General features: G+C 67.7%; 13 protein-coding genes and 1 tRNA gene. 10 read left to right on the top strand and 4 right to left on the bottom strand.

Annotated features, from left to right (window positions below; translation table 11 throughout):
* Positions 1–49 precede the first annotated feature (49 nt).
* Both WIX41_RS05605 and WIX41_RS05600 read left to right on the top strand, forming a co-directional pair.
* Entirely contained in the window at positions 50–1324 is a 1275-nt protein-coding gene (locus WIX41_RS05605; RefSeq protein WP_339446124.1) for a YihY family inner membrane protein, read from the top strand.
* Positions 1321–1878, top strand: a complete 558-nt coding sequence (locus WIX41_RS05600; protein ID WP_339446123.1) for a TlpA family protein disulfide reductase — start codon at positions 1321–1323, stop codon at positions 1876–1878. Before WIX41_RS05605 ends, WIX41_RS05600 begins: the two co-directional genes overlap by 4 nt.
* A gap of 368 nt (positions 1879–2246) precedes the next feature.
* Here the strand turns inward: WIX41_RS05600 and ppk2 are convergent, their stop codons facing one another.
* From ppk2 to hemA, 4 genes are all read right to left on the bottom strand, one after another.
* Positions 2247–3014, bottom strand: coding sequence for a polyphosphate kinase 2 (gene ppk2 / locus WIX41_RS05595; RefSeq protein ID WP_339446122.1), 768 nt, complete (start codon positions 3012–3014; stop codon positions 2247–2249).
* A gap of 103 nt (positions 3015–3117) precedes the next feature.
* Positions 3118–4818, bottom strand: a complete 1701-nt coding sequence (locus WIX41_RS05590; protein WP_409187326.1) for a tetratricopeptide repeat protein — start codon at positions 4816–4818, stop codon at positions 3118–3120.
* Positions 4815–5900: a peptide chain release factor 1 gene (gene prfA, locus WIX41_RS05585; protein WP_339446120.1), complete on the bottom strand. Its 1086-nt coding sequence runs from the start codon at positions 5898–5900 to the stop codon at positions 4815–4817. Before prfA ends, WIX41_RS05590 begins: the two co-directional genes overlap by 4 nt.
* A complete protein-coding gene (hemA, locus tag WIX41_RS05580) occupies positions 5878–7161 on the bottom strand; it encodes a glutamyl-tRNA reductase (protein WP_339446119.1) in 1284 nt (427 codons plus the stop codon). The genes prfA and hemA overlap by 23 nt, the downstream gene beginning before the upstream one ends.
* Positions 7162–7225: 64 nt before the next feature.
* On the opposite strand from hemA, the gene WIX41_RS05575 reads away from it, so the two are divergent.
* The 8 genes from WIX41_RS05575 (at position 7226) to ychF (ending at position 14157) form a co-directional block, all read left to right on the top strand.
* Positions 7226–8911, top strand: coding sequence for a tetratricopeptide repeat protein (locus WIX41_RS05575; RefSeq protein ID WP_339446118.1), 1686 nt, complete (start codon positions 7226–7228; stop codon positions 8909–8911).
* Complete coding sequence (gene lolB / locus WIX41_RS05570; protein ID WP_339446117.1) at positions 8908–9570, top strand: lipoprotein insertase outer membrane protein LolB; 663 nt, start codon at positions 8908–8910, stop codon at positions 9568–9570. The genes WIX41_RS05575 and lolB overlap by 4 nt, the downstream gene beginning before the upstream one ends.
* Entirely contained in the window at positions 9567–10436 is an 870-nt protein-coding gene (gene ispE, locus WIX41_RS05565; protein ID WP_339446116.1) for a 4-(cytidine 5'-diphospho)-2-C-methyl-D-erythritol kinase, read from the top strand. Before lolB ends, ispE begins: the two co-directional genes overlap by 4 nt.
* A 9-nt stretch (positions 10437–10445) precedes the next feature.
* Positions 10446–10522: transfer RNA gene (locus tag WIX41_RS05560), tRNA-Gln, on the top strand.
* A 134-nt stretch (positions 10523–10656) separates the two neighbouring features.
* Positions 10657–11616 carry a ribose-phosphate diphosphokinase gene (locus WIX41_RS05555; protein WP_038692467.1) on the top strand — a complete coding sequence of 320 codons (960 nt, stop codon included), beginning with the start codon at positions 10657–10659 and terminating at the stop codon, positions 11614–11616.
* 120 nt (positions 11617–11736) lie between these two features.
* Positions 11737–12354 carry a 50S ribosomal protein L25/general stress protein Ctc gene (locus WIX41_RS05550; RefSeq protein ID WP_339446114.1) on the top strand — a complete coding sequence of 206 codons (618 nt, stop codon included), beginning with the start codon at positions 11737–11739 and terminating at the stop codon, positions 12352–12354.
* Positions 12355–12434: 80 nt separating this feature from the next.
* Positions 12435–13013, top strand: coding sequence for an aminoacyl-tRNA hydrolase (gene pth / locus WIX41_RS05545; RefSeq protein ID WP_339446113.1), 579 nt, complete (start codon positions 12435–12437; stop codon positions 13011–13013).
* Between the two features lie 52 nt (positions 13014–13065).
* Positions 13066–14157, top strand: coding sequence for a redox-regulated ATPase YchF (ychF, locus tag WIX41_RS05540; RefSeq protein WP_339446112.1), 1092 nt, complete (start codon positions 13066–13068; stop codon positions 14155–14157).
* The last annotated feature ends 56 nt before the right edge of the window (positions 14158–14213 follow it).

The raw sequence follows: 14213 nt of genomic DNA, 5'->3' as shown, positions 1-14213 counted from the left end.
GTCCGCAGTATGGCATTGCCTCCACCCGGCTTCAGGTACCCTTGCCACGATGGAACCCCTGGACACCCTCAACCTGTGGATGGAACGCGTGCGCGACCGCGCCCGTACCGCCAGCTTCGGTCGCTTCCTGTGGCGCCGCTTCCTCGATGACCGCCTGTTCCAGGCCGCCGCTTCGCTGGCCTACACCACGGTGTTTGCGTTGGTGCCGCTGGCGATCGTGGTGTTCGGGGTGCTCTCGGCCTTCCCGGTATTCGACCGCTGGAGCGATACGCTCAGCGACTATGTGTTCTCCAACTTCGTGCCCAATGCGGCGCGCGCGGCCGAAGGCTACCTGCGTCAGTTCTCGGCCAGCGCCGGCCAGCTCACCGCTGCCGGCTTCATCGCGCTGGTGGTGTCGCTGCTGATCACCCTCAACAGCGTCGAACAGACCTTCAACCAGATCTGGCGGGTCAGCTCGGCGCGGCCCAAGCTCACCCGCTTCCTGGTCTACTGGACCGTGTTGACCCTGGGCGCGATGCTCGCCGCTGCCTCGCTGGCGGTATCGGCGCGCGTGTTCGCGCTGCCGCTGTTCGGGACCAGCGAAGGCCGCCTGCTGGCCGACGCATCGCTGACCCTGGCACCGATCCTGATCGAGTTCGTCTGCATCATGCTGGTCTATCGCGTGGTGCCGCACCACACGGTGAAGTGGCGGCATGCCATTCCCGGCGCGATCCTCGCCGCAGTGATGCTGGAACTGGTGAAGTGGGCCATGGGCGCCTACCTGGGCAGCTTCCAGTCCTACCAGAAGCTTTACGGCACGGTAGCGTTCGTGCCGATCCTGCTGCTGTGGATCTACCTGTGCTGGGTATCGGTGCTGCTGGGTGCTTCGCTGGCCTCGTCGATCGCCGCGTTCCGCTACCAGCCTACCGACCTGCGCCTGCCCACCGGCTATGAACTGTATGGCCTGCTGCGCCTGATCGGCCGCTTCCACCAGGCGCGGGTGGATGGCCGCGGCCTGGACGAAGACGAGGTCCTGCGGCTGGAACCGATGCTGACCGACTCGCTGCTGCAGAGCATGCTCTGCGACCTGGAAGCGATCCGTGTGGTGCGCCGCGACGAGCAGGGCGAATGGCTGCTTTCGCGCGACCTGGACAAGCTCACCCTGGCCGACCTCTACGAATCCACGCAGCTGCGCATTCCGGTCAAGGAAGCCTACCTGCCGTACCGCGACGACAGCCTTGGCTGCGCCTCCGTGGCGGCACTGGACGCGCTGCGCGTGCCCCTGCGCGAGCTGCTCAAGCGCCGCGTCAGCGACATCTATTCCCCGCCTGGAGACACCCCATGACCCTCAAGCCTCTGCTCCTGGCCGTCGGCCTGCTGGCCCTGGCCGGCTGCAACAAGCCGGCGCCGCAACCCGAAGCGGCAGCCCCGGCACCGGCGCCCGTGGCAGAACCGGCGGCCCCCACCGCCGATGCCGCAACGCCCGACCTGGAGCGCAAAACCGCGGCCCAGCCGCGTCTGGTGCTTCCCGCCGTCGACGGAACCACGTACGACCTGGCCGCGCACCGCGGCAAGTGGGTGGTGGTGAACTTCTGGGCGACCTGGTGCGCCCCGTGCCGCAAGGAAATGCCGGAGCTGTCCGCACTGCATGCCATGCGCGAAGAAATCGAGGTGGTTGGCCTTGCTTACGAAGACATCGAGCCAGCGGACATGAAGGCGTTCCTGCAGAAGCGGCCGGTGACTTACCCGATCGTGATCGTGGACACCTACAACCCGCCGGAAGACTTCGCCATCCCGCGCGGCCTGCCGTTGACGTACCTGATTGCGCCGGACGGCAGCGTGGCCAAGGAATTCCTGGGCCCGGTGACAGCGGCGGATATCGAAAAAATCGTGCGGTGATGCCTTCTCTCTTGGTTGATTGATCCCAATCTTCCTGCGCACGTACCAATTCGTAGCCCCGGCCGTTGGCCGGCTGCTCTTCGTTCCGGGTTCATGAACGCCGGACGCGCGGCTTCGGAACGTGTAAACGCCGGGGTGTTGGTCGCGATCATTACGCAATCGCCTCCGGACGCTTGGGCCGCGCTGCGCGCGGTATCCGGCCAACGGCCGGGGCTACGAATTCATACGGGCCCATTGGGATCGGGATCAATCAACCAGAGGCCAGTAGTCGTTACGGGCCCATTGGGATCGGGATCAATCAACCAGAGGCCAGTAGTCGTTACGGGCCCATTGGGATCGGGATCAATCAACCGTGGGTTCAGGTTTTTTCACAGGTTGATCGGTTTCAATAGCCCGTATTGTTCCTCGTGCAGTTTGCCTTTCAGCGGCGGCAGGTCGGGGATCGGGTCGTCGACGCGGGTATCGGGAAGGCGGTCGAGCAGGTTGCGGATCAGCTCCAGCCGCCCGCGCTTCTGGTCGTTGAAATCCACCAGCGCCCACGGCGCCTGCTCCCGGTGCGTCGCGCGCAGCATCGCCTCGCGCGCCTCCGTATAGGCGGTGTATTTGCTGCGTGACTCCAGGTCCACCGGCGACAGCTTCCAGCCCTTGAGCGGATCCACGTGGCGCTCGGCGAAACGTTTCTCCTGCTGCACCTGGTCGACCGTGAGCCAGTACTTGAACAGCAGGATGCCGTCGTCCACCAGCAGCTTCTCGAACACCGGTGCCTGGGCCAGGAAGGCTTCGTACTCGGTGGTGCTGCAATAGCCCATCACGTGTTCGACCCCGGCCCGGTTGTACCAGCTGCGGTCCATCAGCACGATCTCGCCGGCGGCGGGCAGGTGCGACACATAGCGCTGGAAATACCACTGGGTGCTTTCGCGGTCGGTTGGCTTGGGCAGCGCGACCACCTTGCATTGGCGGGGATTGAGGTGCTCGGCGATGGCCTGGATGGCGCCGCCCTTGCCGGCGGTATCGCGGCCTTCGAACAGCACCAGCACGCGCTGTCCGGTGTGCTGGGCCCAGCGCGCCATCGCAGTGAGTTCGAGCTGCATCGGTTCGAGCAGTGCCTGGTACGCCTTGCGCTTGAGCTTGCCCATGCGTGCCTCGTAGCGGTGTTGGAACCCTAGAGTACATGTGGGTAGCGCCGGCCGTTGGCCGGCCCACGGATCGCCTGGGCCGGCCAACAGCCGGCGCTACCGGTCAGGCGCCCTGCCAGCCGTGCAGTGTTGCCATCGCGCGCACCTCATTGCTGAAGTCGCGCGCGAACCCGGCCATGTCGAACAGATCGCTGTCGGAACGCCGCTGGGCCAGGGTGGCCCGCAGCGCTGCCAGTGCCTGCGGGTCGTTGCCCAGCGCGATCGCGGCATCGACGAATGCGCGGTCATCGGCAACGTTCAGGGCCGACAACTGCAGGTGATGGTTGAGCGAACCGGCCACGCGCGAAGCGAACGTCGCGCCCGGGCAGGTCAGCACCGGGCAGCCGGCCCACAGTGCATCGGAAGCGGTGGTGTGCGCGTTGTACGGGTGCGTGTCCAGGAACAGGTCGGCGTGCTGGTAGCGCGCCAGGTAGGTCGGGTGCGGCAGCTTGGCCATGAACACCAGTCGCGCCGGATCCAGCCCGGCCTCGCGCGCGGCGCTGCGCAGCCGCGCATCGGCGTTGCCCGGGCCGGACAGCAGCCACAGCACGCTGCCCGGCACGCCCTGCAGCACCGCGAAGGCGCGGCGCATGCTGCGCGGGTTGAGCTTGTAGCTGTTGTTGAAGCAGCAGAACACCACGCCCTGCGCGGGCAGCCCACAGGCCTGGCGGCCAGGCGCCGGCTCCAGCACGCGGGTGTTGTCCGAGGGCTGGAACGCGCGCGGCAGGTGACGCACCTGCTCGCTGAAGGCCGGCACCAGCGTGGCCGGCAGCACGTAATCGTCGGCCAGCACGTAATCCATCCATGCTGCACCGGAGGTTCCCGGGTAGGCCAGCCAGTTCACCTGCACCGGCGCTGGACGCATCGCCAGTACTGAAGGTGTGCCGCCGCCGCCCCATCCACGCAGGTCGAACAGTACATCGATACCCGCGTCGCGGATGCGCGTGGCGATCACCGCGTGCGGCAACGCCGACACGTCATGCAGTGTCATCGCCGCCGCCTGCAGGCGCGTGCGGATCGTGCTGCCGTCGTCGCCATTGAGGGCGAACAGATGCAGCTCCAGCGCGCCAAGCGCGCGCAGCTGCTCGAACAGCGCCACGGTCAGCAGGCCGGTCGGGTGCGCACCGAAGCCATTGGAAAGAAAGCCCACCCGCAGCTGTCCGTCACGGCGCACCTGCGTGGCTGGCAGCGCACGCAATCCCTGCGCAACGCCCATCGCACGTTGCCGCGCGCAGGCCAGCTGTTCGATGGCGCTGGCGTCTTCGCTGAGGAAGGCGAACGGCTCGACCACCGCCGCGCCCTGCGCCACGGCCTGTCGCACCTGGTTGGACAGCGGCTCCAGTCCGCGCCAATCGCAGAGCCGGCGTTGCCAGTTGAGCAACTGCGCGGTGATGTAGGGCTCGCCGGGCAGCAATCGATGCGCCTGCCGGTACGCATCGGCAGCGGCTTCGGGCTGGCCGGCGTCTTCCAGGGCATGGCCCAGCCACAGCGCGATGCCCGGGTGTTCCGGCACCAGGTTGGCCGCTTGTCGCAGCACCGTGGCGGCCTCGCCATGGCGACCCTGCATCCAGCGGGTACGGCCCAACCGGGCCAGTGCTTCGGGGTGGCCGGGGCGCAGCTGCAACGCACGCGTGGCGGCGTGGTCGCCGGCATCGGTGTCGCCGGCTTCCAACTCGGCATCGGCCAGCATCACCCAGGCGATGAAGTCCTGGGGCTGGCGCTGCACCGCACTGCGCAGCTGGTCGCGCTGCGGGTCCATGCTCACGCGCCCGCGGACAGCTGGGCCAGTTCGTCGGCCTGGTGCTCGTGGATCAACCGCTCCACCAGCGTGTCCAGCTCCCCGGCGATGATGTTGGGCAGGTCGTACAGGGTCAGTCCTTCCACCCGGTGGTCGGTGATCCGGCCCTGCGGGAAGCTGTAGGTGCGGATGCGCTGGCTGCGGTCGCCGCTGCCTACCTGCAGCCGGCGGTTTTCGGCGGTGGCGGCGGCCTGCCTGCTGCGCTCGGCATCAAGCAGCTGCGCCTTCAACCGCTTCATCGCCTTGTCGCGGTTGGCGTGCTGGCTGCGTTCGGTCTGGCATTCCACCACCACGCCGGTCGGCACGTGGGTGATGCGGATGGCCGACTCGGTCTTGTTGACGTGCTGGCCGCCGGCGCCGGACGAGCGGAACGTATCCACCCTCAGGTCGGCCGGGTTGATGACGATCTCGTCGACCTCGTCGGCTTCTGGAATGATCGCCACCGTGGCCGCCGAGGTATGGATGCGGCCCTGCGATTCGGTGGCCGGCACCCGCTGCACCCGATGGGTGCCGGATTCGAACTTGAGCTTGGAATAGGCGCCGCGGCCGACCACGCGCGCGACGATCTCCTTGTAGCCACCATGCTCGCCGGGGTTGTCCGATTCGATCTCGACCTTCCAGCCCTGGCGCTCGGCATAGCGCGCGTACATGCGGAACAGGTCGCCGGCGAAGATCGCGGCTTCATCGCCGCCGGTGCCGGCCCGCACTTCCAGGAACAGGTTGCCGTCGTCGCGCGGGTCGCGCGGCACCAGCAGCAGGGCCAGGTCATGGTCCAGCTGCCGCAGGCGCTCCTGCGCAGCGGTGATCTCCTCTTCGGCCAGCTCGCGCAGGTCGGGGTCGGCGCGCATCGCTTCGGCGGCGGCCAGGTCGCCCAGTGCCCGCGCTTCGTCGGCCAGCGCGGTGGCGATCGGTTGCAGCTGCGCGAACTCGCGCGAGAAATTGCGGAAGCGCTCGTTGTCGCCGACCACGTCCGGGTCGGCCAGCAGGCGTTCGAGTTCTTCGCGGCGCTCGGCCAGCGCTTCCAGCTTACGGCGCAGGGTCGGCGTCATCGTTGCTCACAGCAGGGTGTTGGTAGCCCGGCTTGGCCGGGAACAGGCGCTCGGCGGCGCGGGTCAGTTCAGTATCGCCGCTGAGCGCGGCCGCTCGCAGCGCGGCGGTCGGCGGGTGCAGCAGGCGGTTGGTCAGGCCATGCGCGAGCAGCTCCAGCACTTCCTCCGGGGATTTGCCGTGGGCCAGCTGCAGGCGCGCCTTGTCCAGCATCTCCACCCGGGTCGCTTCGCCATACGCGCGCAGCTGCCGCAACGGCGCCTGGTGCGCAGTGGCCTGCAGGGTCTCGACGAAGCGCGATACCTGCAGCTCGATGATCGCCTCGGCTTCGGCGGCCGCTTCGCGGCGGCTGCGGCGGTTGTCTTCCACCGCGCGCTCCAGGTCGTCCACGGTGTACAGGAACGCATCCTGCAGTTGGCCGACCCCGGTTTCGATATCGCGCGGCACGGCCAGGTCGAACAGCAGCATCGGTTTGTGCCTGCGCGAGCGCAGCGCGGCGGCGACCTGGGCCTTGGAAATCACCGGCTCGCGCGCGGCGGTGGCCGAAAACACCACGTCGGCTTCGCCCAGGTGGCGTTCCAGCTCGGTCAACGGCAGCGCCACCCCGCCATGGCGGGTGGCCAGCTCCTGTGCATGGGCCAGGGTGCGGTTGGCGATCAGCAGGCGGCGCACGCGGCCTTCACTGAGGTGGCGGGCGGCCAGTTCGATGGTTTCACCGGCGCCGACCAGCAGCACCGTGGAATCTTCCAGCCGTGCGAACGAGTTCTGCGCCAGCCGTACCGCGGTGGACGCCACCGAGATCGGGTTGGCGCCCACGCGGGTATCGGTGCGTGCGCGCTTGGCCACCGAGAAGGTCTGCTGGAACAGCCGGTCCAGGCGCTGGCCAAGCAGGCCGTGATCGCGCGCGGTCGCCCAGGCATCCTTCACCTGGCCCAGGATCTGCGGCTCGCCCAGCACCATCGAGTCCAGCCCGGTGGCGACCCGGAACAGGTGGCGCACGGCATCGGCATCGGCATGCTGGTACAGGTAGCCCTGCAGCTGCCCGGCGTGGGACTCCAGCCACTGTGCCAGCGCCTCGCCCGATTCGGCCACGGCGTACAGCTCGGTGCGGTTGCAGGTGGACAGCAGCACCGCCTCGGCCACCTGCGGGGTGTCGCGCAGCGACGCCAATGCCTGGGGCAGGGCGTCGCCGCCAAAGGACACGCGTTCGCGCAGTTCCACTGGCGCGGTCTGGTGATTCAGTCCGAGCACCCACAGGGTCATTGTTCAGTTGCTTGCGATAAGCTGCTGGCCATTCAAGTCGCCATTTTAAGGCCAGAAGCCCCCGATGCCCGCATTGATTCGCATCTCCAGCGTTCTGCTGCTGTCCCTGTTCACCGCCAACGCCCTGGCGGCGGCCCCGACTGCCCCGGCGGGCAAGGCCGGAACGGCCGAACCGGCCTCGCTGACCCCGGTCATGGCCGGTGAGTTCGCGCTGCAGGCCGGCAAGCTGGCCGAAGCCGCGCGCTGGTACCTGGAGGCGGCCGAGGCAGGGCGCGATGACGCCGGCCTGGCCGAACGGGCCACCCGGATCGCCATGCTCGCCGACGATGACAAGCGCGCCACCCGCGCGCTGGCGCTGTGGGAAAAGCGTGCGCCGCGTTCGCTGGCCATGCGCAGCAGCGCCGCCGCGCTGGACCTGCGCAAGGGGGATGTGAAGGGCGCGCAGACCGAGCTGGCCGCCTTGTTGCGCGACCCGGACCCGCGCGGCTGGAAGTTCGCGCTGGCCGCTCTGGTAGGCGGGGGGCGGGACCCGGCCGCTGCTGCCGATGTGCTGGGGCAGCTGGTCGATGCCAACGCCATCCCCAACCAGCTCGAGCCCTGGCAGGAATTCGGCCGGCTGGCCATGCGCATGGACCGGCCCGAGCTGGCCCGGCGCATGGTCGATGAAGTGGTGCGACGTTTCCCCGGCGAACCACGCGTGGCGCTGCTCAATGCCAGCATGATGTTCCAGGCCGGCAAGACCGAAGAGGCCCTGGGGGCGCTGCGTGCGGTGGAGCCGCGCACCGCCGACGACCCGGAACTGCGCAATGCCGTGGCCATCGCCTACGACGCGATGGGCGATGCGAAATCGGCCGAGCGCGTGCTCGCGGTCGGCCCGCAGAACGTGCAGACCTGGGGCATGCGTGCCTCGCTGCTGGCCAAGCAGAAAGACGACGCGGCGCTGCTGGCACTGTATACGGACCTGTCCCGGCAGGCGTCCAAGCCGGATCCGGCGCAGCGCCTGCTGCTGGGCAAGATCGCCGAATACCTCAAGCGCCATGCCGAAGCGGTGGAGTGGTACCTCAGCGTGCCCGGCGGCGAAGAGCGCGCCGAAGCGCGCCTGCGCGCGGCCAGCGCCCAGTACGAGCTGGGCCAGACCGACAAGGCCTTCGCCGGGGTACATGCCATCCAGTCCGACGCCACCATCGATGACGAAGCCCGGCGCGATGCCTACCTGCTCGAAGCCGAGCTGCGCCAGCGCGGCAACGACCTGCCGGGTGAGCTGGACGCGCTGGCCCGGGGCCTGGCTGCGTACCCCGACGAAAACGCGCTGCTGTACGCCCGCGCGCTGGCCTGGGAGCGCCGCGACGACGTGCCGCGCGCCGAAGCGGACCTGCGCAAGATACTGGTCACCGAGCCGGAAAACGTGGCCGCGCTCAATGCGCTGGGCTACACCCTGGCCGACCGCACCACGCGCTTCCAGGAAGCGCTGGAGCTGATCGACCGCGCCCGCGTGGCCGAGCCGGACAACGCCGCCATCGTCGACAGCTACGGCTGGGTGCTGTATCGCCTGGGCCGCAACGAAGAAGCGCTGGTGCAGTTGCGCCGCGCCTGGACGCTGGCCAAGGATCCGGAAATCGCCGCGCATGTGGGTGAAGTGCTGTGGGTGCTGGGACGCAAGGACGAGGCCCGCCGCTTCTTCGATGAAGCACGCAGGCTGGATCCGGAAAACCGTGCGCTGCAGCGCGTGATCGAGAAATACGGCGTATGAAGATGATCCCCCTGAAGGTCGCCTTCGCGGCGGCCATGGCTGTGTCGTTGTCGGCCTGTGTGTCGCTGGACACGCGCAAGGCTCCGGCCGCGCCCGACGTGGTGACCGCCGTCAGTGCCGAAGCACAGCAGGCCGAGGCCGCGCGCGTGGATGCGCTGCGCGCGCAGCCGGCGTGGTCGTTCCAGGGTCGGGTCGCGGTGAGCAAGGGCCGCAACGGCGGCAGTGGCCGGATCGACTGGCAGCAGCAGGCGCGCCAGTACGTGGTGTCGCTCAGTGCGCCGGTCACCCGGCAAAGCTGGACCCTGACCGGCGACAGCCAGAGCCGGGGCGGGCGCCTGGACGGTGTGGAAGGCGGGCCCCGCCAGGGCGAGGATGCGCAGCAGGTGCTGTTGGAGGCCACCGGCTGGGATATCCCGGTCAATCAGCTGCCGGACTGGGTCCGCGGCCTGGTCGCCGAAGGTGCTGCGGCAGCGGAGCAGGTTGATCGCGATGCCGAAGGACGCCCCCGCCGGGTCCGCCAGATGGGCTGGGATATCCAGTTCCTGGACTGGTATCCGGCCGAAGGCGATCGCCCGGTGCTGCCGCGGCGGATGGAAGCGGTCAATGGCGACGCCAAGGTGCGCCTGCTGGTTGATGGCTGGGTGCTCGGCAGCCCATGAGCGCGCCGGACCTGAACGCCAGCGGGTCGTGGTGGCCGGCCCCGGCCAAGCTGAACCTGTTCCTGCACATTACCGGCCGCCGTGCCGATGGCTACCACGAGCTGCAGAGCGTATTCCGTCTGCTGGACTGGGGTGACCGGGTGCGGTTGCGCGTGCGTGAAGACGGCCAGGTCCGGCGGGAAGGCGCGTCGGTGGCCGGCGTTGCGGAGGCCGACGACCTCGCCGTCCGCGCCGCCATCCTGTTGAAAAATCATGCCAACGTCGCCGAAGGTGTGGATATCACCATCGAAAAGCGCATTCCGGCGGGTGGCGGCTTCGGGGGTGGTTCTTCCGATGCAGCCACCGTCCTGGTCGCGTTGAACCGGCTCTGGCGGGCAGGTCTGTGTGAAGACGCGCTGGCCGGATTGGGCCTGCAGCTGGGCGCGGATGTCCCCGTGTTCGTGCGCGGCCGCAATGCCTGGGCGGAAGGCGTAGGTGAACACCTGACCCCGCTGGCCTTGCCGCCGGCCTGGTATGTGATCGCCGACCCCGGCGTTCATGTGCCCACCGCCGCACTTTTCGCCAGTGCCGATTTGACGCGCGACGCCCCAGTAGCGAAAATAGCGGACTTCGCTTCCGGGTCTTTGCTCGGGAATGCGTTCGAGCCGGTACTGCGCCGTCGCGAACCTGCCGTCGAGGCAGTGCTCATCGCGTTGGACAGGATTGGCCGGGCACGACTCACCGGGTCGGGAAGCGGTTGTTTCGTCGAGTTCGCTACGCGCGCTGCTGCAGAGCAGGGCCTGGCGAGGTTGCCGGAAGAACTGCGGGCATGGGTGGCTGCGGGCGTGGAGCGCTCGCCACTGCTTGATGTACTCGAGCGTTATTGATTTTGATGCAGGGGCGTCGCCAAGAGGCCCAAGGCACCAGGTTTTGATCCTGGCATTCGGAGGTTCGAATCCTCCCGCCCCTGCCACTTGCGGACGCCAACCGCGTTCCATGCGCATGCTGCGCGGACACGGTTGAACGGCCGCGGTGTTGTCACCGCAGACGTCCTCGGGCGCCGGCGGCAGAGTTCTCCGCCAATCGCTCCCGCCCGAGACCGTCATGATGCAAGATCACCCCAACCTGCTGGTATTTTCCGGCAACGCCAACAAGCGCCTTGCGCAGAGCATCTGCAAGGAACTGGGGGTGCGACCGGGCAAGGCATTGGTGTCGCGCTTCTCCGACGGTGAAGTGCAGGTCGAAATCGAAGAGAACGTCCGCAAGCAGGACGTCTTCGTGATCCAGCCGACCTGCGCGCCCAGCGCCGAGAACCTGATGGAACTGCTGGTCCTGATCGATGCGCTCAAGCGCGCCTCGGTCAACAGTGTCACCGCCGTGGTGCCGTATTTCGGCTACTCGCGCCAGGATCGCCGCATGCGCTCCTCGCGCGTGCCGATCACCGCCAAGGTAGCCGCCAAGATGTTCAGCGCCGTTGGCGCCGACCGCGTCCTGACGGTGGACCTGCATGCCGACCAGATCCAGGGTTTCTTCGACATGCCGGTGGACAACGTGTATGCCTCGCCGCTGCTGCTCGCCGATATCTGGCGCGCCTACGGCACTGAAAACCTGATCGTGGTGTCCCCGGACGTGGGTGGCGTGGTGCGTGCACGCGCCGTGGCCAAGCGCCTGGACGATGCCGACCTGGCGATCATCGACAAGCGCCGTCCGCGCGCCAACGTGTCTACCGTGATGAACATCATCGGTGACGTCGAAGGCAAGACCTGCGTGATGGTCGATGACATCGTCGATACCGCCGGCACCCTGTGTGCGGCTGCTGCGGCGCTGAAGGCGCGCGGCGCCCTCAAGGTTGCCGCGTACTGCACCCACGCCGTGCTCTCGGGCCCGGCGGTGGACAACATCAACAACTCCCAGCTTGACGAGCTGGTGGTGACCGATACCATCCCGCTGCGTGAAGAGGCGCGGGTGTGCAGCAAGATCCGCCAGCTCAGCGTGGCGGAAATGCTGGCCGAAACGATGCGCCGCATCGCCTTCGGCGAATCGGTCAGCTCGCTGTACGTGGATTGATGCTGTCGAAGTGAAATTCTCCGGCCGCCGGCAATGGCGGACGGGTCCCGGGTACGTCTGGTCGCGGATGTGCCTTCAACCGCCAAGCCTTCGGGCGCGGCAACAACTGGTAATGCAAACATGTCGAAGACTCATGAAATCAAGGTCACCGCTCGTGACGTGCAGGGCAAGGGTGCGAGCCGCCGCCTGCGTCACGCCGGCGTGATCCCGGCCGTCGTCTACGGTGGCGACGCTGCCCCGATCAACATCAACCTGGACCACAACGCCACCTGGCTGGCCCAGCAGAACGAGTGGTTCTACTCCTCGATCCTGGACCTGAACCTGGACGGCCAGATCACCAAGGTGCTGCTGCGTGACATGCAGCGTCACCCGTTCAAGCAGCTGATCATCCACCTCGATTTCCTGCGCGTGAACGAGAACGAGAAGCTGACGGCCAGCGTCCCGCTGCACTTCCTCAACGAAGACGTCTCGCCGGCCGGCAAGGCGGCCGACGTCGTGGTTTCCCACGAACTGAAGGAAGTGACCATCAGCTGCCTGCCGAAGGACCTGCCGGAATCGATCAACGTCGACCTGGCTGCCCTGAAGGTCGGCGACATCATCAAGCTGTCGGACATCGCGCTGCCCAAGGGCGTCGAGATGCCGGTCCTGGCCCTGGGCAAGGACCACGACGATGCCGTCGTGACCGCCAAGGCCGCCAAGGGCACCACTGCCGACGAAGAAGCGCCGGCGGCAGAGTAACGGGTTGCGGCGCCTGTCCTCCGGGGCAGGCGTCGTTTCTGCATGGACCGGCACAGGGCCGGTACCGACGAAGAAGAGCGATGACAGGATTGCGATTGATCGTTGGCCTGGGCAACCCCGGACCCGAGCACGCCCAGACCCGGCACAATGCCGGGTTTCGTTTCATTGACGCCCTGGTCGCACAGGCCGGCGCGCGCTGGAGCGTGGACAGCAAGCTGTTCGGCGAGACCGCCAAGATCGACATCGCCGGGCAACCGGTGTGGCTGCTCAAGCCTGCCACCTTCATGAATCTCAGTGGCAAGTCGGTCACCGCCGCCCAGCGTTTCTGGAAGATCGAGCCCGAGCAAACCCTGCTGGCGCACGACGAACTGGACCTGCCGCCCGGCGTGGCCCGGCTGAAGTTCGACGGTGGCCACGGCGGCCAGAACGGCCTGCGCGATACCATCCGCCTGCTCGGCCACGGAAAGTTTCATCGCCTGCGCATCGGCATCGGCCATCCCGGCCACAAGGACCGCGTGGTGCCGTGGGTGCTGGGCCGCGCCAGCAAGGACGACGACGTACTGATCGGCCATGCCATCGACGATGCCATCGACGTACTGCCGCTGGCCGTGCGTGGCCACTACAGTGAGGCGATGAAGCGCCTGCACACCGCGAAATAATCACGGCGTACCGACCAAGGGTCGGTACCTACCACCCCAGAGGTTGTCAAAGATGGGTATCAAATGCGGCATCGTCGGCCTGCCCAACGTCGGCAAGTCGACCCTGTTCAACGCGCTGACCAAGGCGGGCATCGCCGCGGCCAACTTCCCGTTCTGCACCATCGAGCCGAACGTCGGCATCGTGCCCGTGCCGGACCCGCGCCTGAACGAACTGGCGGCGATCATCAACCCGCAGAAGGTCATTCCGACCGCCGTGGAGTTCGTTGACATCGCCGGCCTGGTGGCCGGTGCCGCCAGCGGTGAAGGCCTGGGCAACAAGTTCCTGGCCCACATCCGCGAAGTGGATGCGATCACCCACGTGGTGCGCTGTTTCGAGAACGCCGACGTCATCCACGTCAACAACAAGGTCGACCCGTTGTCGGACATCGACACCATCGACACCGAGCTGGCCCTGGCCGACCTGGACAGCGTCGAGAAGGCATTGAACCGCGCCGAGCGCGCCGCCAAGGGCGGCGACAAGGAGGCGGCCGCGCGCAAGCCGGTGCTGGCCAAGCTGCAGGCCGCCCTGGCCGATGGCAAGGCCGGGCGCAGCGCCGGCCTGGACGAGGAAGAGAAGGCCCTGGTCCGCGACCTGTTCCTGCTCACCCTCAAGCCGGTGATGTACATCGCCAACGTGCTGGAAGACGGTTTCGAGAACAACCCGCACCTGGACGCGGTGCGCGCCCGTGCCGCCGAAGAGGGCGCGCAGGTGGTGCCGGTGTCGGCCGCGATCGAAGAAGAACTCTCGCAGCTGGACGACGAAGACCGCGACACCTTCCTGGCCGACCTCGGCCTGAGCGAGCCTGGCCTCAATCGCGTCATCAACGCCGCCTACAGCCTGCTCGGCCTGCAGACCTACTTCACTGCGGGTGTGAAGGAAGTCCGCGCCTGGACCGTGCGCAAGGGCGCCACCGCCCCGCAGGCCGCCGCGGTGATCCACACCGACTTCGAGAAGGGCTTCATCCGCGCCGAAACCATCGCGTATGACGACTTCATCAAGTACAAGGGCGAAGCCGGTGCCAAGGAAGCCGGGCGCCTGCGCCTGGAAGGCAAGGAATACCGCGTCCAGGAAGGCGACATCCTGCATTTCCGCTTCAACGTCTGATCGGTAGAGCGGACCGTGGGTCCGCTGCTCGCCAGCCCCAGCGCCCCGCCCAGTGC

It is taken from the genome of Stenotrophomonas sp. AB1(2024), assembly GCF_037482345.1.
Lineage (GTDB): Bacteria > Pseudomonadota > Gammaproteobacteria > Xanthomonadales > Xanthomonadaceae > Stenotrophomonas.
The sequence above is the reverse complement of the archived record's forward strand: the minus strand, read 5'-3'. Positions and strand labels throughout refer to the sequence as shown.